Below are 18,859 nucleotides of genomic sequence, written 5' to 3'. Positions count from 1 at the left end.
AGCGCTGGCCTGCACCCGATAGGGCCGCAACGGCAGTGGAGGACGGCAAAGCCGTTGCGGGGCAACGCTGGGCCGGCAGGACCTCAAAGCCGGGGTAGGACGCGAGGCTGCGGGCATCAGCGGGATGTTCAACCGCAGGCTGGCAAACCAAAGATCGGCGGACGGGCGGCGGAACAGTGAGGGTTATCCGAACACCGCCGCCCTTACCTTCCCGGCCGTGCCAACGACCGAGCGATGTCAACGATATCGTCGCGTGACATGGTTGGATCTTCGTCGCTCCAGGCAATCCTCGGCCTGATCCTCAACAGGGCAGCCACGGAAGCACTAGCATAGCGGTCGGGAACCGAGTGCGGGGACCGGCTGCCACCGCTCGCTGCGTTCCGTTTCGGCGCAAATGTATCACGGCGACATTACATCCCTGGATTGTTCACATGGAGGAAATCCCGTAAAAGGATTTGGTGTGCAATCATGATGGAACCGCTACGATGGATGCGATTCTGACCGAAGGCTTTGACGCGGCTTTGACCCTGACCGACCATATCGAGCACCTGCCGGACCGGAAGCGGCGCGAACTGGCGCGCATCCTCGAGATCCTGTTTGCCGAGGTCGAACGCTTCCAGGCCGGCAAACTGTCGGCCAAGCGCAATGCCGGAAAGATCCTGATGGTCCTGCTCTATGGATCCTATGGCCGCGGCGACTGGATCGAGGATCACTTGAGCGGCTATCGCTCCGACTACGATCTCTTGATCGTCGTCAACAGCAAGTCATTTGCCGAGGAGCAGGAGCTCTGGGACGGTATCGAGGAGCGGCTGTTAACGGAGCAGATCGCGCACCGCATCGAAACGCCGGTCGTGCCGATCATCCACACGCTGGCCGATGTCAACGACCAGCTGTCCCGCGGCCGCCCCTTCTTCGTCGATATCGCCAGGGACGGCATTCCCCTCTACGAGGAGCCCGGTCATCCGCTGGCGCAACCGAAGCCACTGACGGCGGAGGAGAAGCAAGCCGAAGCTGCCAGATACTTCGAGGAGTGGTTCGCAAGTGCGGATGCCTTCAATGCGTCAGCCATGTTCCTATTCGAGCGGGGCAGCATCAAAGAGGCCGTCTTCAATTTGCATCAAGCAACAGAACGGCTCTACCATTGTGCCCTCCTCACGCTAACCCTTTACAGTCCAAAATCACATCGCCTGAAGGTTCTTCGTTCTCAAGCCGAAGGGCTCGATATCCGGCTGGTTGAAGCATGGCCGCGCGACAGCCGGTTTTCACGACGCTGCTTCGAGTTGCTGTCGCGGGCCTATGTGGAAGCGCGATACTCGTCGAAATACACAATCACCAGCGAGGAGCTCGCTTGGCTGGTCGAGCGGGTGAAGGTACTGCAGGAGCTCGTAAAGGCAGTTTGCACAGAGCGCCTTGCAGTGTAGTCGCTGCCACGGATGGGCGCCTTGAGATCCCATCAGGGGTGAGTAGCGGGGCCTGCACCGTGGCAGAGTGAGGTCGCTTCTGTAACGGGCTTTCCCGAGTCAATCCCTTATAAGCTCAATCCCTCGCCGAGTGCTTGCGTCCGCAGTCGACGCGGGGTCGCTGCTGTATGGGGTCTGCTGAGGAGCGGTTGGCCAATCTAGGAACGCGCAGTCCACTAGTGCTGCTCCCGCTGCTGCGGCCTAACCCATCCATCGTCCCGGCGAAGGGACCTTGCTCCGGGGGGCTAATGGTATGGCCGGCCCGAAAGCCTGTCTTGTTACATCCTTCCTCCTCAGCCGGCCATGGCTGGCGCTGCCTTGCGAGGAATGAAGTTGGTTCCGTCCCTGAGCATGTGGTGCAACACCACCGCCAGCTTGCGGGCCAGCGCAACGCGCGCCTTTCTGGGACCCGCCCGTCTGGCGACCGCCAGCGCCCAGCTCTTCAGATCCGAACCCTTCACGGGGCGCGTCAGGATGACGTTGGCCGCCTCGTAGAGCGCAGTTCGCACGCCCACATCACCGATCTTCGAAATGCGACCAGTGTAATCGGTCTCGCCCGATTGGTACTTCTTCGGCGTCAATCCGAAATGCGGCCCCACCGCTCGGGATGATCGAAAACGCTCCGGAGCGTCAACGGCCGACACAAATGTCAACGCCACCAGGACGCCAACGCCGGGTGTCGTCATGAGCCGCCGGAAGCGCTCAGGATCGACCAATTTGACCGAGAGCTTCTTGCTTTTCGCCTGCTCGTCCGTGTCACCTCTGGCAGATGTTGCTATCAATATCAGAGCCGTGACCCGTTCCGGCGACTTGTGCACCACTTCGCGCGCAACATAACCGCCCATTGAGAAGCCGATCAGGACGAATGTGTCCGACCCCTCGGCAAGGACTAGGTCTGCCATTTCAGCCATGGTAGTCGTGCCGCTGAGATCGATCGCTTTCACGCGCGCGATGGCCTGCAATGTCGGGAGGAGGTCATCCCAAGGGATGCATCTGTCATGAAACCAGGGAGGAGTATGATGTTCATTCCGGACCTGCCAGTTTTGCAGGCACGGTCTAACATTTCCATGGCGTAACGGCCAACTGAACGGGCTGTGGTAACAATGCTTTCGAAGGCAAGTCACTCTAGACTGGCGTCAGCGCTCCGGCAATCCTGCTTGCCGCAAGCCGTTAGTCATCTCATCTGCCCATCCCGGTACGTCCCGAAACACAGGACGGGTCATGTAACGCTCGATCGTAAAGTCCGGCTCAGCTGCCAACAGCCTCTTTGCGGCCCATCGGGCCGTTTCATGGTCGCCAGCCATGGCCGACCAGGCTGTCATCATCCGGTAGGGCCAGGTCACCTCTGGACGTCTGTTGACCACCTCACGGGCAATGGACACTGCCTCGGAAAGGGAGCCTGCCAAGGCCAACGAGAGAGCGAACCCCATTCTCATGTTGAAGGCTAGCGGGTCCGCTGGACTAAGCGTCATCGCTCGCTCGAACCGCTCCCTGGAGCGATCGGGCTCGCCTTTGTAGCTTGCAACCCAGCCAAATCTGGCCCACGCCCATGAGCTGTTTGGATCGAGTGCCAGCGCTCTTTGCAGGAAGGCCGCCGCTCGCTCCTGATCGCCGCAGTGGCTTAATGCGCCCCCGACCGCAGTCAAAGCAGTCGGATCGTCGTCAATCGACGGCGTTGCAGCGTCGACGGCGCTCATTGCGAGTTCCAGTTCCCGTTCCGGCTCCTCGGTCCAAATATATCCGACGTTCTGGGCGTGGCACCACGCCAGGAATGCGTGGGCTCGGCCGTAAGCCGGGTCAATGGCAATGGCACTTTGCAGCAATGGAATTGCCAGTTTGATGGCGTCCTTATTGTGGCCCCAGAGGTATGGGTAGGCGCGCATGACAAAGTCGTATGCCCGGAGACTGCTTGGCGGCTTGCGCTTCGACAGCTCGATTTCTGCGCTGCGGATCGCCGGATGTATTGCGCCCGCGACCTGCGCCGCGATCCTGTCCTGGAACTCGAAGAGGTCCTTGGTCGCGCCCTCATAACGCTCCGACCAAAGCTGAGTCCGCCGCTCGGCGTCGACCAATTGGACGGAAATGCGAAGCCGATCCCCTCCCCGGCGGACAGTCCCCTCGACCACGTAAGTGACGCCGAGTTCCCTGGCAACGTCACGCACGTCGACGAAACGCCCCTTGTACGTGAACGCGGACTGACGCGCGATCACGAAAAAGTCTCGAACGCGGGACAAGGCCGCGGTGATCTCCTCCACCATTCCGTCAACGAAATACTCATCGCTGGGACCACTCAGGTTGTCGAAGGGCATAACCACGATCGACGGCTGATCTTTCCCGAACCGCGTCGCGAGCAAGGGTGCAGGCCCATCACCGCCCTGATCAGGCATATCTCGCGACCAGTCGACCCGAAAGACCCAGATTGGCCGCGGGATGTTCTTCAAAGCCCGTTCGCCAAGGCTGGTCAGCGTGAACGGGACCTTTCCATCCAGATGCTCGCGCACTGATCCGGATATGCAAATGCCTGTGGGGGCGGCCATTTCCTGCAAGCGAGCCGCTATATTGACGCCATCTCCCAAAAGATCGTCGCCTGACACCACGACATCGCCTAGATTCACGCCGATCCGGAACTCCAGGCGACGTTCTCGTGGGAGGTCTTCCAAAAGGCCGGGAAGTTGACGTTGGATCTCAACCGCGCAACGGACGGCCTGAACAGCACTCGGGAATTCCGCAACAAGTCCGTCACCCGCGCTGCCAAATATACGACCGCCGTGCTCGCGAACCAACGCAGCAATCCGATCGTGGCACAAGCCGAGCGCGCGAACCGTGCCCTCCTCATCCAGCGCCGCAAGGCGGCTGAAGCCGGCAACGTCTGTGGAGAGGATGGCTGCAAGCTTTCGATCCACTGAAGTGCTCGCTCCTGCGGTACAAAATTGCCAGAGCAAATATTCTCACATTTTCGCTGAATTCAATAGAAGCGCCCCCGATCTGCCTCGCCTCAACTACAATCCATCAAGGCCACCGCAACCGGTCTCCCCGGAAATTAGGACTGCCACATACCGACCATGTCTCCGAGTAGAGACACCTGACGAGCATTAAACAAAGACGTTCTGCCGTGTTTTACGCAGTGACATCCGGCTCGCGACACGTAGTCCTAGCGGCAGCAGCCTTGCGCGCGCGATCTCGACGTAGTTAAGCTGTTGCTCAATCAGGATTGAATTCCATCCAAGCCTATTACAGGACGCGCCGACGGTGCCCGACCCCGAAATAGGGTCGAGGACCGTTATGGCCGGGTGCCGTGTAAGCCTTTACCAATCTATCGACGAGTTCCTCCGGGAACTGGCATGGGTGTGAGGTCTTTTCGGGATGAGGCTCGATGGCGAGAGCGCATTGGATGGATCGCACTGAGACCCACTAGCTCCTTTCCGGACGTCGACCAGCAAAGACCAGCAAGGAAACGACTTGCGAAAGCGGTCTAGTTTAGGAAACTTCCGGGAAGTGTCGCCGCCGCCGAACGCCCATAGCGACGATTTCTACTTTAGCAAACCATTGATCCAGCAAGTAGCGTACTTGCGGGGCGTAGGGAGTATTGGATGACAATAGAAGAGTTGATGGACCTGCAGGAGATCGGCTCCAGGGCCCGCATTCTAGGTCTCAAGGCACACCAAAACCCATACCTAAAACCGGAACGTCTGCCGAGTGACGCAATTGCGCTTGGTGATTGGATGGCGCGTCACGACGCTTGGAAGTTCGGCTGGGAAGCCGAAGATGCCAGCCGCGAAGGCAGGATCGCGAAGTTTTTCCGCGATCTTCTTCGCTCCCCGAGCAGATCGCTCCGGGCCGAAATCCCGTCTTTTGATACTCCTCAGTGAATAACTGTTGCTACGTGCTCGCCCGTTCTTGCCGGCGCTTTGTGCGTTTCCGTCACCGCCCATGCCATCACCGCAACGGCGGCAACAGCAACGTACATAAAAGCTCCCTTGAACGGACGAGCAGTCGAAACGCAATCTCTTGTCGCTTCCAACGAGTTCAGCTTCTTTGTCATCGTGTTCCTTCGATTCTGGCCGCGGTGATATAGACGATTAGCGCCAGCTAAAGAACAGCGGGAATGGAGCACCTGCCCTGCGACCTGCGAATACCCGCCGCATTTGCCTTAGCACTCCGGACTGGGAAACCAACCTCGCGTCAGGCCTCTGCTCATGCATTTCTGAGCGGTATCGAGTTGATCTCTTAGGTGCCTGCAGTCTTCGATCAACGTGGAAATCGTAGCTCTCAAATCACCCGAATGCCATGCAATCGCTTGTTCCACGGCGTCATACTGGGGGTCTGGTCTTCTCTCGGCAGCTGTCATCGCTTTTCCCTCTTCGGTTTGGCTTAGACAGGATCATTCGCAGTCGTCGCGCTCCGCGCACAACGTTGACGACTCGATCCGAACTCAACGGAACGTAGGGATCGTGGCAGAGCCCGGTGATTCCTTCAACCGGACACTCGGTCGAATTTTATCGGCCCACGCTGTAGGTTCTGCGGAGTTCCGGATCAGAGCGGACCAATGTCATATTTGGCTCGCGCTGCCGCGTCGAGACGAGCATTAGCCCACGCGAGAGTGAAATGGCTTCGGGTACGGTAAAGTTCTTCAATGCCGAAAAAGGTTTCGGTTTCATCACGCCGAACGGCGGTGGAAGTGACATCCTCGTCCATATAACAGCGCTGCAGGTTCCGGCGTCACCGACCTGCGGGAGGGTCAGAAAGTCTCGTTCGATACCGAACCAGACCGAAGGGGAAAAGGGCCGAAAGCAATCAACATCAATCTCGAGTCAGCCTGACAAGGATCGCCCGCGCGCCGGTTCCAGGGCCGGCGCGCGATGAATCCCAAGCTCGGTGGCTCGCTATCCAATAGCAGCTATCTCTTCTTCGAACGCTCGAATCCCGTCATGGCCTTCTCCCGCGGGCTTACGCCCGAACTTATCATCCTCTCGGTGCACACTTTGAACAGCTTGAGGTAGGCCTTGCCCATGTCATTGAGGATGCCGTGGGCGCTGTGCATCTGCCCGGACAGGAACATATTCGGCGATCATCATGCTTGTCGCATCGGCCGCAGACCAACCGCTCTTCAATATCAGGTCTGTTGCGAAAGTACCCTGAGTAGTTAGTCGTCTAAAAATCTCGTGCTCAATGGTATCGAAGGCCTTTTCATCAGAGGCCCCGTTCCCTCGATAACGGATGCGGAATTTCTCTACTTCGGCCCAAAGCAACTGGACTTCTGGTGAAAACGGCGCGTGTTTCTTTCGCTTAAAAAAGCCGAACATTCTCACCTCGCGCGTCTTTCGAAAGCAATCGCCTTCACTAGTCGGTGGAATCCGAAGCTGATTCACCGGGTGCGTCCAATCACTCCCCCGCTCTATGGATTTGCCTCGAGATAGCTGACCAAGTCATCGATTTTCGATGCCCCACAAGCCCGAAAACCGCATCGTCGTTCCAGGTAGCTTCCTGCTTGGCTTTGAAAGGAATTCGGACAGGTCCTTGGCTATCCAGACCAAGCCTTCCTCTCCGGCCTTTCGCATCGCCGGAGAATAGTTGTAACCTTGGAGACTGCCGGCTTTCCTTCCGACGACGCCCTTGAGTGACGGACCGAAAGTGCTGCGCTCGTTATCGACGACGTGGCAGCTTACGCAGGCTTTGAAAAGCCTCGCTCCCCGCTCCAAATTCGCGCCACACGCGTGATCTGCGGCGGCGGCTAAACACGCTGTCACAATCATCCATCGGATTGCCGACCGGCGGAGCCAGGAAACGAAATTCTCCATTTGGTGAGACCTGAGATGAGTTTCCGCTGCGCCCTTCTACCCGAATGTTGACTCTGCGACAAAAGGGAACATAATGGGAACATCCATTATTTGAAGAGGAAAGACGGCTATGAAGAATATGCCGATCGCTGGGTGTGCCCGGAGGAATACTCTGGCGTTTATTGGACGACGCCGACGAAAGCAACGATGGCTGAAATCCATCCCTTGCTGATAGCGGTCATAATCATGATGCCAAACCATAGGTCTTGGTGCCTCCACTCGGCTGACGTCTACGAGATGAACTCCGGAGGCCCTCTCGGCTATTTCGATATCGCGTTTGATCCGCCCACCCGCAGGGCCTGTGGCTACTACGGCGCGATCGGGTCTCAAGTCGTAATGCGCTCCCCGATCTGGTTCGAATGCGCCGGAGACGTCGACGACGTTATGCGGGCCTTCCATGCACTCGTTAGAGAAGCAGGTCATGTCGACTAAGCCCACGAAACAATTGGACCCCAGATTTCGAGGTCGAAGCCGCCCTCGCCTTCCATGACAAGGATGCCAAGGCAACCATCGCCACTCTTCTTGGAGATATCAAACATCTTCGTATGCAGCTGGCATTGGCCGAAGCCGCGATGAGCCGCGGCATGACCCGTGGATGGATACCCAAATTCGAACGGGAGCTTTGATGTGCTGGACCGAGCTAGCAGGCCAAGCCGAGTTTCGAGACGACCTTCAGGAAATGGTGGATCGCCCAAGGACCGAACTTTGGAAGCCGGGTCGATGTAAGCGCCGCCAAGACGATTTTCCGAGCCGGATACGCATCCGGTCGCAGAGCAAGCGCGGGTCCTGCAGAGCAGTGTGGTATCGTGGAGCAAGAGGCATCCGCTCACCAGAACGTGACTATGGAAGGTGAAACAGGGTGACCGTCAGTTCATTGACGTGCAAATATTCGAGCAGTTCCAGCGCAGGATAGAGCATCACGAAGAAAATTGCGTCTCGAAAGGTCCTCGCCAGGGGGCGTGTCGAGAATGTCACTTCCTTTTCGGATTTGAACAGCCTGAAGTCCGGCCAGAAGAACGGCACGGTTTCGACATATAGCCCGTATCGCGCCCCAAACAAGCTTCGCAGATCGTTTTCTTCCCTTTTTGCTGTGTAGTAGGACACGATGCAGGAGCCAGCGCACAGAGCGACGGCGAGAGCGATCGACCCATAGAAGAGACCAGCGCCGGTGACGGCGATCGTGGAGAAAAAATACAGCGGGTTTCGTGTCACGGAATACGGTCCCGTCGTCACCAACGAGACGTTTTTCTTGTTGCCGATGTACAGGATCGACCAAAGACGGCCGAACACCCCGGTCAGTACAAGCAGCAATCCGGATACTTCAAAGAGATCATGGGCGGGGGACCTCTCGCTGATAGCCGGGCGGCACAGGATCATCACGATCATCACCGACGCCGCAAGCAGCCACAGAAACGTTATTCTATTTTTCTGCTGGAATGGCTTTTGAACCGTCGCCATTGTTATCTTTCACCGCGGGCACGCCTTAGTTGCTCTGATCGAACGCAATTGGCCCGACATTCTTCGGATCGCCGCCACCATTGCGGCCGGCAGCGTCGCACCCAGCCAGATATTGCGCAAGCTCGCCTCCTATCCGAGGCAGAACGAACTCGCTACGGCCTTAAGAGAGGTCGGCCGCATCGAGAGCGACAACCACGCCGGCCGAAACTTGATTGCGTCGCTGGTGCGGCTGTAAAGATCGGATCGTTGCTGGGTTGGCTTGCTGCTCATCTTCGAACCTCCGTTTAAGGTCGCGACCATCGCGACCTGCTACGGCGGTCCTAAAGCCGGGCTGCAAGCGCTGGCCTGCACCCGATAGAGCCGCAACGGCAGTGGAGGACGGCAAAGCCGTTGCGGGGCAGTGGGCCCGGCAGAACCTCGAGCCGGGGCAGGACGCGAGGCGCGGGCATCACCGGGATGTTCAACGGCAGGCAGGCAAACCAAAGATCGGCAGACGGGCGGCGGAACAGTGAGGGTTATCCGAACACGGCCGCCCTTACCTTCCCGGCCGTGCCAACGACCGAGCGATATCGACGATGTCATCGCGCGAGGCGGTCGGGTCTTAGCGGCGACCGCGACGGAACAGATAGATAGGTCGCCTTGAACGGATATGAACCGCCAACAATCCAATTGCTAACCTCAGCGCTATAACAATGACTTAGCTCTGGGCGACTTCCCTCATTCGAGCAAAGAGTTGAAGAGCTCCCGTAGATCGTCATCCGACATGTGATCTGGACTGTTCTTTTCTGACCAGAGTTCGAACGCACGCTCCCGATCGGTATCGTCGCTAGAATCTGAAAGATCGGCCAAGTGCTCCCTAGCAGTCTCAATATCGGGATCGCGCGCGCGTCACGAGCGCGGCCGCCGCGCTTGGCCATCTCAGTTCAGGCGGGTCCAAGTCTGTGTCTTGCACAATACTTTCGTTGCACAGCCCCGAAGTTTGAGGCTGTTTCCCGACACGATGAGCCTGCCGCTATAGGTTGTTTTTGTCCTCGGATCTGTGAGTCTGCCGGTATATGTATCGCCCGCACCTGAGAAGAAACCGATTTGCTGTCCCGCATATCGCCCGCTCTTTGCCACAATGCAATAATTCGATCCGCAGTGGTGGATCGCCGACGTCTCGCCGTTTTCTGTTTTCCAGGTTCCCACCACTGTATCGGCACCACTCGCGGCGCTGGCAATTGATATGAAAACTGTTGCAAAAACAGACCTGATCGTCATGTGGAAACTCCACTACGGCCCCGTCGTTGCGCCATTACGAAGACGGCAGGGACGCGAGCTGCACAACTACGGCAAATACAACGAGGGCGACACGGGATTGTTCATAGAGCAATCCCGTTGCCACGCTGCCGACCAACCATCCCACACGCAAGGCTGCGATTTAGTGCGACATCAGGACCGGCATCGAAACGTTTTTCAGCAGATCGCGGGTCGCACCGCCGAACATATCTTCGAAAAGCGGCGAGTGGCCATAGGCGCCGCAGACGATAAGATCTGCGCTCTCACGGTCGAGGCCGGCAAACAACGCGCTGGTGAAATCGTTGTCCCCCGTGTTCCGCCATCCTTCCAGGGCCACCCCAACTCCATGCTGTGTCGTTACCAGAAGGTCCGCGCAATGGGAAAAAAACTGCTCTGCGCTATGAGCCTCCGGTCGTGCCGCGTGATATTGGTAGTCGAGGCCAGCCTTCTGAGCCGCGGCCTTGAATTCGTCTTCAATCGCGAGCGCGAGATCGCGGCTCTCCCCCTTCAGTGCTTCTTTCGTGCTGACGTCGACGCCGATCAGCCTGGCGTGGTGCCTGCTACGGCGGTCCGCAAGCCGGGCTGAAAGCGCTGGCCCGCACCCGATAGGGCCGCAACGACAGTGGAGGACGGCAACGCTGTTGCGGGGCAACGTGGGCCCGGCAGGACCTCAAAGCCGGGGCAGGACGCGAGGCGCGGGCATCACCGGGATGTTCAATCGCAGGCAGGCAAACCAAAGATCGGCGTCAATACCTTTATCACGGCAAAGTCTTGCAGATAGAAGGATGATACGTAATAACGTATCCCCACACCAAAAATGGCTGTGATGCTGGCGAGACAGATACGAAACCTTTCTTCAAAGCTCCACGGAAGAGCGCATACAGTATGGCAATACCGAAAACGAATTCCAACAATATCCAGCAGCTTCCTGAGATCAAAGACCGAGCAGAATTCCAACTTGCGGCGGCTCAAGCGCATGACCTTGCGAGTCACGGCCTCGGCATCTCGATTTTCGTGGCCCTGTTTTTGCTCTGCGCTCTGATTGCGAATACCTTCAGCCTGAACGCAATCTGGGTCGCCTTCTTCTGCAGTAACGCGGCTGCACTTATCCTGTTCGGTGCTGGGCTGCGATCGGCCTACGACGTCGTCAGATGGCGTCAAGAAAAAGCCGGTCTCCCCAGCATCCCGCATGGAAGGCCGATGCGATGGCTCGTTGCTTTTCTAACCTCGTTGTGGTCCCTGCAGGAAATCGAAGAGCCGGACCACATCGACCGTTTGAGCGAAAGTGTCTTTGTTGCAGGAAAGTCGCTCGTGTCGCGCATCGGCACCCGCCCGCTCTCAGTCTTGAGCCTTTCCCTTTTCGCATGTTTGATCGTCTATGCCGGTTGGAGCCTGAAGGCGGACAACATAACGATCGGAACGATGACATTCCTCATCATTGCGGTCTGTATGGCTTTCGCCTTTCTGCTGTTGGTGACGGAGAGGCGGCTTGCCGCGATCGATGCGGAGGAATGGCCCGAGGCGAACGCGATTTCGCAATTGGCGCGCTTACCTATTTTCGTACTCGTCCTGTCTTCCTTCGGCCTGTTCCTGAGCGCGCGCGGATCCGGGCTCTCCATCAAACTCCTGGCGGCATTGGGTGGCTTTGTTGCCCTTGTCGGGCTTGAGTTTCTGCTGCGTGCGGTCGCCGCCATGTTCCGCCCGCAAGACGACAGCCGCGAGCCACCATTGATCGCCACCAGCCTTGTCGCAGGCACTCTTCAGTGGCCGCCTCAGCCTTTGATCGGCATCCAATCTGAATTGCGGACGAAGCAGGGCATCGACCTTCGGCAGATCTGGGCCTTTTCGTTCATTCGAAAGACGGCTCCGACCATCATGCTCGGAACGCTCCTTCTAGGCTGGCTGTTGAGCGGCATACGCGAAATTCCGATGACCGGCCGGGGCGTGTACGAGCGGTTCGGCAAGGCCGAGGGCATCCGGCACTCCGGCCTGCACATTGGCCTTCCATGGCCGTTTGGTCGTATCATTCCCATCGAGAACGGCACCGTGCACGAGCTGGCAACTTCCGTTAGCACGAACGGCAACAGCGAACCGCTGGCCGATGCCGAAGGGCCAGCGCCGGAAAGTGCGAACCGGCTGTGGGATGCCTCGCATATCAGCGAGAAATCGCAGGTGATCGCGAGCGGCACCAGCGGCGGACAAGGTTTTCAGATCGTCAACATGGACGTGCGCTTCGTCTACCGCATCGGTCTTTCGGATGAGGCGGCGATGAAAGCGGCCTATCGGGTCGCCGATCTACCGGCCTTGATCGAAAGTACCGCAAACCGTGTACTGGTCCATGACTTTGCCAGAAGAACGCTCAACGATGTCCTCAGCGAAGGCCGGTTGTCGCTGGCAAACGATATCGCCTTAGCAGTCCAGAAGAACATGGATGAGCTGAACAGCGGCATCGAAATCCTGGCGGTCGTCGTCGAGGCCATCCACCCACCCGCCGGCGCGGCCAACGCCTTTCACGGGGTCCAAGCAGCGCAGATCAGCGCGGAGGCGCTGGTTGCGCGCGAGCGGGGAACGGCGGCCGAACAGACGAATGAGGCGCAATTGAATGCCAACCTCCAGCAGGACAATGCGACGGCGGCGGCAACGGAAGGCATAGCGGCTTCAGAGGTCGCAAAACTGCGCTTCCAGGCTGAGCAATCGGCTTTCCACGAGGCGGGGCAGGCGTTTTTGACAGAGGAGTACTTCAATCAACTGACGATGGGACTATCCCACTCGAAGGCTCTCGTCCTCGATCACCGTATCGGCGGAAATATCGCTCCGACCCTCGATCTCCGGAGCATGACGGTGCCGGTCGATCCCGTGCCGACGCCTGAGCCTAACACTCCATACCAAAGTGAAGAAACCGGCCCATGACTGATACGCACGCCCATCCGAACTTAGACCATCATGTTCACGACCATCATCATTCTCACGGCGATGGTCACAACGAGACGATGCCATTTCGGTCGTCCCGCCTGATCGTCGCGATAATCGTCGTGGCCATCATTCTGATCGCCGCCTGCCTCGTGCAGGTGCGATCGGGAGCCGCAACCATCATCACCAGATTTGGCAATCCGGCTCGCGTTCTGATCGATCCAGGCCTCGCCTTGCGGCTTCCCATTCCCCTGGAGAAGACCATCGACGTCGATCTTCGCGCCAAATCGACGTCCAGCGGCCTGCAGGATGTCGGAACTAAGGATGGGCTGCGGATCATCGCGCAGGCCTATGCCATCTGGCAGGTCCCGCCCGATCCGGATGCCATCAAGCGCTTCGTCCGGTCGGTTCAGAACCAGCCGGACCAGGCAGCGGCACAAATCCGCACGTTCCTCGGATCGTCGCTGGAGACCACGGCCAGCAATTTCGAACTGTCGTCACTGATCAACCCCGATCCGGACAAGCTCCGGATCGATGCCCTGGAGACGCAGCTCAAAGCCCAGATCGCACAGCAATTGTTGGATACCTACGGCTTGCAGGTTGTCGATGTCGGTATCGAGCGCCTGACCCTACCTTCGGTGACGTTGAGCGCCACCGTCGACCGCATGCGGGCCGAGCGTGAGACCATCGCCACCGAGCGTGCTGCGATCGGCAAGCGGCAGGCCGCGGAAATCCGCTCAGCAGCTGAACGCGACGCGAGAGTACTGCAGGCGGACGCGACCGTGAAAGCCGCCGGTATAGAAGCCAAATCACGGGTCGAAGCGGCACAGATCTATGGAGCGGCTTATAAAAGTGCGCCAGAACTTTACGAACTGCTCCGCTCCCTCGACACGCTCGGCTCGATCGTCAGCTCCAATACGCGCCTTGTCCTACGAACCGACGCCGCACCTTTCCGGGCCTTGGTCGATGGGCCACCCGGCGCCGCGTCGGCTGGTGGAGCACATTAGAGATGGGCACCATCAGGGATAGGAATTCAACGGCGCAACATCAGGCTATTCGTCTGGTGTCCATGCTGCTCTCCGCGATCATGGTGCTGGCGGCGGTCGGCTGGGCAATATCCAATATCCGGGAGATCGCTCCACAAAACCGAGCTGTTGTCCTCCGGCTGGGCGCCCTGAACCGGGTGCAGGAATCCGGCCTGTTATGGGCTTTGCCCGCGCCGTTCGAAAACGTCTTGCTTCTGCCCGACGCCGCAACGGTTCTGGAACGCCGGATTGATGGATTGCTTCGCTCGCCAGCCGCGCAGGCCAGCGAGGCCAACGATGAGACAGAGAGCGATACTCTGGCAGGATCGGGATATCTGCTGACCGCAGACGCGAGTGTCGTTCAGCTCGATATCCGTGTCTTTTATCGGGTAACCGACCCCTTCGCCTATGCCCTGCAAGAGGAGCATGTCCTTCCGGCGCTCGACCGCCTCGTGACCCGTAGCGCCGTTGTGATCTGTGCTTCACGCGATCTGGACAGCATTCTCGTCGCGCGCCCGGAACTGGTCTCTGCCGACAGCGATACCGCCGAGCGCCGCGAACGGTTGCGCGCCGACCTGGTGAACAGCATCAACGCCAGCCTGGACGCGCTGAAATCGAAGGGCATGGGTCTTGGAATCGAGATCGACCGTGCCGACGTTCAATCCGCGCTTCCGGCAACGGCCGTGGGCGCGTTCGATGGGGTGCTGACGGCAAGCCAGCAGGCAGAACAGGCGATCGCGTCAGCGCAGAATGATGCGGAGAAGGACAGGCAGACCGCCGATCAGGAAGTCGACCGGATTGTGCAGATGGCGGAAGCCCAATCGAGCGAACGTCTGGCAAAGGCGCGCGCCGACACGGCAACCATCACCGGCATTGCAAGCGCGCAGGGATCCCATAGCGATTCCGGTCTTCCCTGGCGCCTTTATCGAGATCGCGTTGCCAAAATCCTGTCGCAAGCAGGCTCGGTAATCACGGTCGACCCCAGGGACGATACGCGCCTCATTCTGCAGGGAGCCGACAAATGAGCGTCGCGACCGATCATTCGCACGGCTCCCATGGCCACGCGCACCATCACCACCATGTCCTTAGCGCAGGCCTTCTGACCGCCAACGAAAAGCAGGCGGCGGCCGTTCAGCTTACCTTGGCCATGATCGCATTGAGCCTGCTTGTGCTCGGCATTGCCTGGCGCTGGCTTGCGCCGGACGAAGAGGGCGTCGGTCAGCTTCTGCTCGCAGCGGCCTCGCTCATCGTCGCAGTTCCGGTCATCCGCTCCGGTTGGCACAGTCTGCGCCATCCAAGCCTGCATGGCATCACCGACCAGTTAATCGCTCTTGCAATGCTGGCTGCCTGGGCGACCGGCGATCTGCTGACCGCGGCCCTCCTCCCGATCATCATGATATTCGGCCATGTGCTGGAGGAGCGCAGCGTCATTGGATCGAAAGAAGCGATGGAGGCATTGGCGCGCCTGACCCGTAGCCATGCACGGCTGATCACGCCGGATGGTGGCACGCGTGAAGTCGATAATATCGCGCTCAAGCCAGGCGATCTGGTGGAGGTGAGAGCGGGAGACCGCATTCCTGCCGACGGTCGCGTCCGGGAGGGACAGGCGAGCCTCGACACCGCGCCACTTACTGGCGAATCCATACCTCTCGAAGTCTCCGCAGGCACGGACGTCTTCGGCGGCGCGATCAATCTGGATGGCCGCCTCGAGATCGAGGTGACCCGAATCGGCGAAGATTCGACACTCGGAAGAGTCATCGCGCTGATGCAGCGGGCAGAAAACTCGAAGCCACCGATCACGCGGCTGCTGGAGCGCTACGCCCAGCAATATCTGGCCTTCGTGCTGACGATAGCGGCCATCGCCTGGTTCCTCACCTACAATGACCAGATCATGCTAGCGATCCTTGTCGCGGCCTGCCCCTGCGCCCTGGTCCTGTCCGCGCCGGCAACAGCGATTGCCGGTATCGCGGTTGCAGCGCGCCACGGCATCCTCATCCGCAGCTCGGCATTTCTGGAAGAGCTGGCCGATCTGACCTCCCTGGTCATCGACAAGACCGGCACCCTCACCTTCGGTAGGCTTCGGCTCCAGGAGATCAGGCTTACGAGCAATAGGGATCGGGAGACCGTTCTGGCCCTGGCGGCCTCTCTGGGCGCCGCCAGCAGTCATCCGGTCAGCCGGGCCCTGGCCTCGCTCGTCACCCATGATACTTACCATCCGATGACGAACGTCCGGGAACTTCAAGGGCTGGGCGTCGTTGCGGGCACGGCAGCGGGCGAAGTCGCCCTCGGACGTCCCGAATTGTTTGAACGCTTGTCCGTCATCGCTCCCTTGGTCCCCTCGCATGACGGTCCGCTCGCGGGCATTTCCGTAGGTGGAGAGTTTGTCGCCTGGCTTCTCCTGTCGGACACCGTCAAGCCGGAGGCAGCGGTTGCGATGACGGAATTGCGGGCGCTTGGGCTCAACCGGCAGCTTCTGCTGACTGGTGACCGTCAGTCGGTCGCGCATGCCCTTGCGCGAGAGATCGGCATAACCGATGTCGCGGCCGAGGCCCTGCCCGCCGACAAGCTGAAACGCGTGTTAAGCGAGACGGAAAGCGGCTTCAAACCCCTTGTCGTCGGCGACGGGATCAACGACTCGCTGGCCCTCAAGGCCGGTGCCGTCGGTATTGCGATGGGTGCGGGCGGTGCCGATATCGCGCTCGCCTCCTCCGACATCATCCTGATCGGCAGCGACTTGCGGCGGCTCGGCACATGCATCCGCCTCAGCAGGCTCTGCCGCCGGACATTGAAAACCAACGTCATCATCGGCCTCGGCTGGACCGTAGCGATCGTCGCATTGGCGGGATTCGGTTTTCTCGGAACGGCGGGCGCAGTCGTCGCTGCCCTCCTCCATAATTTCAGCACTTTGCTGGTGCTCGCCAATGCCGGCCGGATGATGCGATACGACGAACCACTCACGGCGTAAACAAGACTCGCAGATCGTCGCGACAAGACTGAAGCTCGCCGTTAAGATAGACCACCATGTATGAGCGTGCTGCTCTCCGAACTCCTGGATTCGATGCTGTCGAGGCACTTCAAACTATTGCGCAAATTCCCTCGCCTTGACCTGGAACGAACCTGCATCCAGGGGGTCTAGTTATAGAGGCTTTTTGAGAGGGTTCAGCCAGGCGGCCTGAGCAATAGCGGTCCGACATAGACAATTGAATAGCGGCAAACAGTGGCGATAAAGTCCTTCTCGCCACCGTAATATCCTGATTTTTAAAGCGCCGAGCCCTGCTTAGCTCCAGGCGTGTAGCGGCGGCTTCTCTCCGTTGAGGAAGTATTTGCCGAGGATCGAGTATTTCCACCGTACCGGATCGTGCAGCGTATGCGTCCGGGCATTGCGCCAGTGCCGGTCGAGATTGTGCTCAGCAAGCGTCGAGCGCGTGCCGGCCAGTTCGAATAGCTTGTTGGTGGCCTCGATAGCGATCTCGGTCGAGAGAATTTTGGCCTCGGCAGTGACGATCTGCGATTGTGCTACGCTATCGGCATTGGGATTGGCAACCGCGCGGTCGATCGCAAGTCCCGCTTTCTCAAGCAATGCCTGCGCCGCATGCAGTCTGGGCTGGAGGCCACCGATCGCTTGGATCGTGTAAGGATCATCCCAGGCGTGGTCGAGGCCGCTGTCGACCCAGGCGCGCGACTTGGTGCGGACGAAGTTGATTGTCTCCTTAATCGCCGCCGATGCGATGCCGGTGTCGACAGCAACCTGGATGATCTGGAAGGTGGCGCCGTCCGCTACCTGCGGCCGTCTTCTTTGATCGCAAGAAGGATCGGCACCTATCGCTTCGTCTGCTGCGCCTCGCCCGGCTATCTCGGTAAGAGCGGCGTGCCGACCCATCCCGAACAGTTGGAACAGCATCGCTGCATCCTGAGCCTCAATCTTGTCCCACGCGATCAATGGCATTTCGAAGGTAGGGACGGACAGATGCTGGCGGCAAAGATCAACAGCAATATCGCCATCGACAACGGCGAAGCCATGCGCGTTGCCGCGGTGGAAGACGCTGGCATCATCTACGCACCTGAGGTTCTGGTAGCGGACGACATCACCGCCGGGCGACTGACCGAGGTGCTCGCCAGTTGGGGCAAGCACAGTCTGCCGATCCACGCCGTGCATCCGTCACGGCAATTCGTGCCACGACGGGTCAAGGCAATCGTCCACTGGATCGCCGGGGATCTCCGTCGGTAGAGATCCCCGCCAGGCCAGCTATTGCAGATCGCGCACGGAGGTTACTTCCATTGCGTTCCGTCGTCGGCAGCGCAGCCGCGCTGTGGCAAGGAACCGGTAAAGGTGGTTTCGAGTTTGGCGCATCCCCATGGGTTGATCGGGCTTGGCATATTGTTGTTGAGCATAATGTGGATTGCTGTAGCCTCGGCCGAGCATGTGCGGATCGGTCGTGCGGCGGGCTTCATGCAGGTCTGTCACGGCAAGGGTGGACCGCTACGGCGGACCGCCCCTGGCGACACCGTCATCTACTACTCTCCCTCCGAGACCTTCCGCGGAAAAGACCGCCTGCAGGCCTTCACTGCAATCGGGATCATCACCGACCGCTCACCCTATCAAGCGGAAATGTTTCCCGGCTTCGTACCCTGGCGGCGGGATGTCGACTGGCGACCAACAGCGGAGGTGCCGATCCGTCCGCTCTTCGGTCAGCTGGCGTTCACCCGAAGCGGCAACTGGGGTGATCAATTGCGGTTCGGGCTCTTCCCCATCGAACCAGAGGATTCCGCGCTCATCGCAGCCTCCATGCAGGACGATGGCTGAGGGTGCCGATGGCCGATTAATGGGATCAAGGCCAAGGCGCCGATCTCTGCGAATGAACCCCGACTGAATGGTGCCTTCAGCTTCTGT

The 18,859-nt window shown here is 59.3% G+C and carries 19 protein-coding genes and 5 pseudogenes; 13 read left to right on the top strand and 11 right to left on the bottom strand.

From position 1 onward, the window contains the following. Positions 1–203: 203 nt before the first annotated feature. Positions 204–287: pseudogene (locus tag FHT71_RS31435) on the bottom strand (LysR family transcriptional regulator); the annotation flags it as partial. A 198-nt stretch (positions 288–485) separates the two neighbouring features. Here FHT71_RS31435 and FHT71_RS06930 point away from each other — a divergent pair. After that, entirely contained in the window at positions 486–1,421 is a 936-nt protein-coding gene (locus FHT71_RS06930) for a HEPN domain-containing protein (RefSeq protein WP_183719327.1), read from the top strand. A 332-nt stretch (positions 1,422–1,753) separates the two neighbouring features. On the opposite strand, the gene FHT71_RS06925 is transcribed toward FHT71_RS06930, so the two are convergent. The 3 genes from FHT71_RS06925 to FHT71_RS32285 form a co-directional block, all read right to left on the bottom strand. Further along, positions 1,754–2,305 carry a transposase gene (locus tag FHT71_RS06925; protein ID WP_348649296.1) on the bottom strand — a complete coding sequence of 184 codons (552 nt, stop codon included), beginning with the start codon at positions 2,303–2,305 and terminating at the stop codon, positions 1,754–1,756. 291 nt (positions 2,306–2,596) lie between these two features. After that, positions 2,597–4,363, bottom strand: coding sequence for an adenylate/guanylate cyclase domain-containing protein (locus FHT71_RS06920; protein WP_132595114.1), 1,767 nt, complete (start codon positions 4,361–4,363; stop codon positions 2,597–2,599). Between the two features lie 189 nt (positions 4,364–4,552). Next, on the bottom strand, positions 4,553–4,726 hold the full coding sequence (locus FHT71_RS32285; RefSeq protein ID WP_348649295.1) for a hypothetical protein: 174 nt from the start codon (positions 4,724–4,726) through the stop codon (positions 4,553–4,555). 324 nt (positions 4,727–5,050) lie between these two features. On the opposite strand from FHT71_RS32285, the gene FHT71_RS06915 reads away from it, so the two are divergent. Further along, positions 5,051–5,329: a CrpP-related protein gene (locus tag FHT71_RS06915; protein ID WP_132595116.1), complete on the top strand. Its 279-nt coding sequence runs from the start codon at positions 5,051–5,053 to the stop codon at positions 5,327–5,329. On the opposite strand, the gene FHT71_RS06910 is transcribed toward FHT71_RS06915, so the two are convergent. Next, positions 5,323–5,502: a hypothetical protein gene (locus FHT71_RS06910; protein WP_007789327.1), complete on the bottom strand. Its 180-nt coding sequence runs from the start codon at positions 5,500–5,502 to the stop codon at positions 5,323–5,325. The two genes, FHT71_RS06915 and FHT71_RS06910, sit on opposite strands and share 7 nt — an antisense overlap. 563 nt (positions 5,503–6,065) lie before the next feature. On the opposite strand from FHT71_RS06910, the pseudogene FHT71_RS06905 reads away from it, so the two are divergent. After that, a pseudogene (locus FHT71_RS06905) lies at positions 6,066–6,280 on the top strand (cold-shock protein). A 192-nt stretch (positions 6,281–6,472) separates the two neighbouring features. On the opposite strand, the gene FHT71_RS06900 reads toward FHT71_RS06905, so the two are convergent. Continuing rightward, positions 6,473–6,763, bottom strand: coding sequence for a hypothetical protein (locus FHT71_RS06900; protein WP_245505597.1), 291 nt, complete (start codon positions 6,761–6,763; stop codon positions 6,473–6,475). Positions 6,764–6,886: 123 nt separating this feature from the next. Further along, positions 6,887–7,213 (bottom strand): c-type cytochrome, encoded by a 327-nt coding sequence (locus FHT71_RS31430; protein ID WP_246717967.1) that lies wholly within the window; start codon positions 7,211–7,213, stop codon positions 6,887–6,889. A gap of 135 nt (positions 7,214–7,348) precedes the next feature. Between FHT71_RS31430 and FHT71_RS06895 the strand changes: the two genes are divergently transcribed. Together FHT71_RS06895 and FHT71_RS31425 are read left to right on the top strand one after the other, a co-directional pair. After that, the gene (locus tag FHT71_RS06895; RefSeq protein WP_246717966.1) at positions 7,349–7,729 is read left to right on the top strand and encodes a hypothetical protein; all 381 of its coding nucleotides are present in this window, start codon (positions 7,349–7,351) and stop codon (positions 7,727–7,729) included. Next, a pseudogene (locus tag FHT71_RS31425) lies at positions 7,719–7,923 on the top strand (hypothetical protein). The gene FHT71_RS06895 and the pseudogene FHT71_RS31425 overlap by 11 nt, the downstream one beginning before the upstream one ends. Positions 7,924–8,137: 214 nt before the next feature. Here FHT71_RS31425 and FHT71_RS06890 read toward each other — a convergent pair. Continuing rightward, a complete protein-coding gene (locus FHT71_RS06890; RefSeq protein WP_183719325.1) occupies positions 8,138–8,683 on the bottom strand; it encodes an isoprenylcysteine carboxylmethyltransferase family protein in 546 nt (181 codons plus the stop codon). Between the two features lie 106 nt (positions 8,684–8,789). On the opposite strand from FHT71_RS06890, the pseudogene FHT71_RS06885 reads away from it, so the two are divergent. Next, positions 8,790–8,939, top strand: a pseudogene (locus FHT71_RS06885) (Tn3 family transposase); the annotation flags it as partial. Between the two features lie 734 nt (positions 8,940–9,673). On the opposite strand, the gene FHT71_RS06880 reads toward FHT71_RS06885, so the two are convergent. Beyond that, positions 9,674–10,015 (bottom strand): DUF2147 domain-containing protein, encoded by a 342-nt coding sequence (locus tag FHT71_RS06880; RefSeq protein ID WP_007789316.1) that lies wholly within the window; start codon positions 10,013–10,015, stop codon positions 9,674–9,676. Here FHT71_RS06880 and FHT71_RS06875 point away from each other — a divergent pair. Then, entirely contained in the window at positions 9,981–10,619 is a 639-nt protein-coding gene (locus FHT71_RS06875) for a hypothetical protein (RefSeq protein ID WP_183719324.1), read from the top strand. The genes FHT71_RS06880 and FHT71_RS06875 overlap by 35 nt on opposite strands. Before the next feature lie 128 nt (positions 10,620–10,747). On the opposite strand, the gene FHT71_RS31420 is transcribed toward FHT71_RS06875, so the two are convergent. After that, entirely contained in the window at positions 10,748–11,194 is a 447-nt protein-coding gene (locus FHT71_RS31420; protein ID WP_245505599.1) for a hypothetical protein, read from the bottom strand. Positions 11,195–11,233: 39 nt separating this feature from the next. Here FHT71_RS31420 and FHT71_RS06870 point away from each other — a divergent pair, with 39 nt between their 5' ends. From FHT71_RS06870 to FHT71_RS06855, 4 genes are read left to right on the top strand one after another with little or no spacing between them, the layout of a single operon-like run. Next, positions 11,234–12,943: a protease modulator HflK gene (locus tag FHT71_RS06870; RefSeq protein ID WP_245505600.1), complete on the top strand. Its 1,710-nt coding sequence runs from the start codon at positions 11,234–11,236 to the stop codon at positions 12,941–12,943. Continuing rightward, positions 12,940–13,950 (top strand): protease modulator HflC, encoded by a 1,011-nt coding sequence (locus tag FHT71_RS06865; protein ID WP_132595128.1) that lies wholly within the window; start codon positions 12,940–12,942, stop codon positions 13,948–13,950. Before FHT71_RS06870 ends, FHT71_RS06865 begins: the two co-directional genes overlap by 4 nt. A 2-nt stretch (positions 13,951–13,952) precedes the next feature. Further along, entirely contained in the window at positions 13,953–14,993 is a 1,041-nt protein-coding gene (locus FHT71_RS06860) for a protease modulator HflK (protein ID WP_132595129.1), read from the top strand. Then, positions 14,990–16,933: a heavy metal translocating P-type ATPase gene (locus tag FHT71_RS06855; protein ID WP_132595131.1), complete on the top strand. Its 1,944-nt coding sequence runs from the start codon at positions 14,990–14,992 to the stop codon at positions 16,931–16,933. Before FHT71_RS06860 ends, FHT71_RS06855 begins: the two co-directional genes overlap by 4 nt. Before the next feature lie 312 nt (positions 16,934–17,245). Here the strand turns inward: FHT71_RS06855 and FHT71_RS06850 are convergent. Beyond that, positions 17,246–17,746 (bottom strand): annotated as a pseudogene (locus tag FHT71_RS06850) (acyl-CoA dehydrogenase family protein); the annotation flags it as partial. Between the two features lie 18 nt (positions 17,747–17,764). Between FHT71_RS06850 and FHT71_RS06845 the strand changes: the two are divergent. Both FHT71_RS06845 and FHT71_RS06840 read left to right on the top strand, forming a co-directional pair. Continuing rightward, positions 17,765–18,196 carry a substrate binding domain-containing protein gene (locus tag FHT71_RS06845; RefSeq protein WP_246699445.1) on the top strand — a complete coding sequence of 144 codons (432 nt, stop codon included), beginning with the start codon at positions 17,765–17,767 and terminating at the stop codon, positions 18,194–18,196. A gap of 156 nt (positions 18,197–18,352) precedes the next feature. Further along, positions 18,353–18,772 carry an EVE domain-containing protein gene (locus FHT71_RS06840; RefSeq protein WP_183719344.1) on the top strand — a complete coding sequence of 140 codons (420 nt, stop codon included), beginning with the start codon at positions 18,353–18,355 and terminating at the stop codon, positions 18,770–18,772. Positions 18,773–18,859: the final 87 nt, after the last annotated feature.

Origin of the sequence: Rhizobium sp. BK060, from assembly GCF_014193145.1 — a bacterium.
Taxonomy (GTDB): Bacteria; Pseudomonadota; Alphaproteobacteria; order Rhizobiales; family Rhizobiaceae; genus Rhizobium.
Note: the sequence above shows the minus strand (reverse complement) of the source record. Positions and strands in the feature narration are given on the sequence as shown.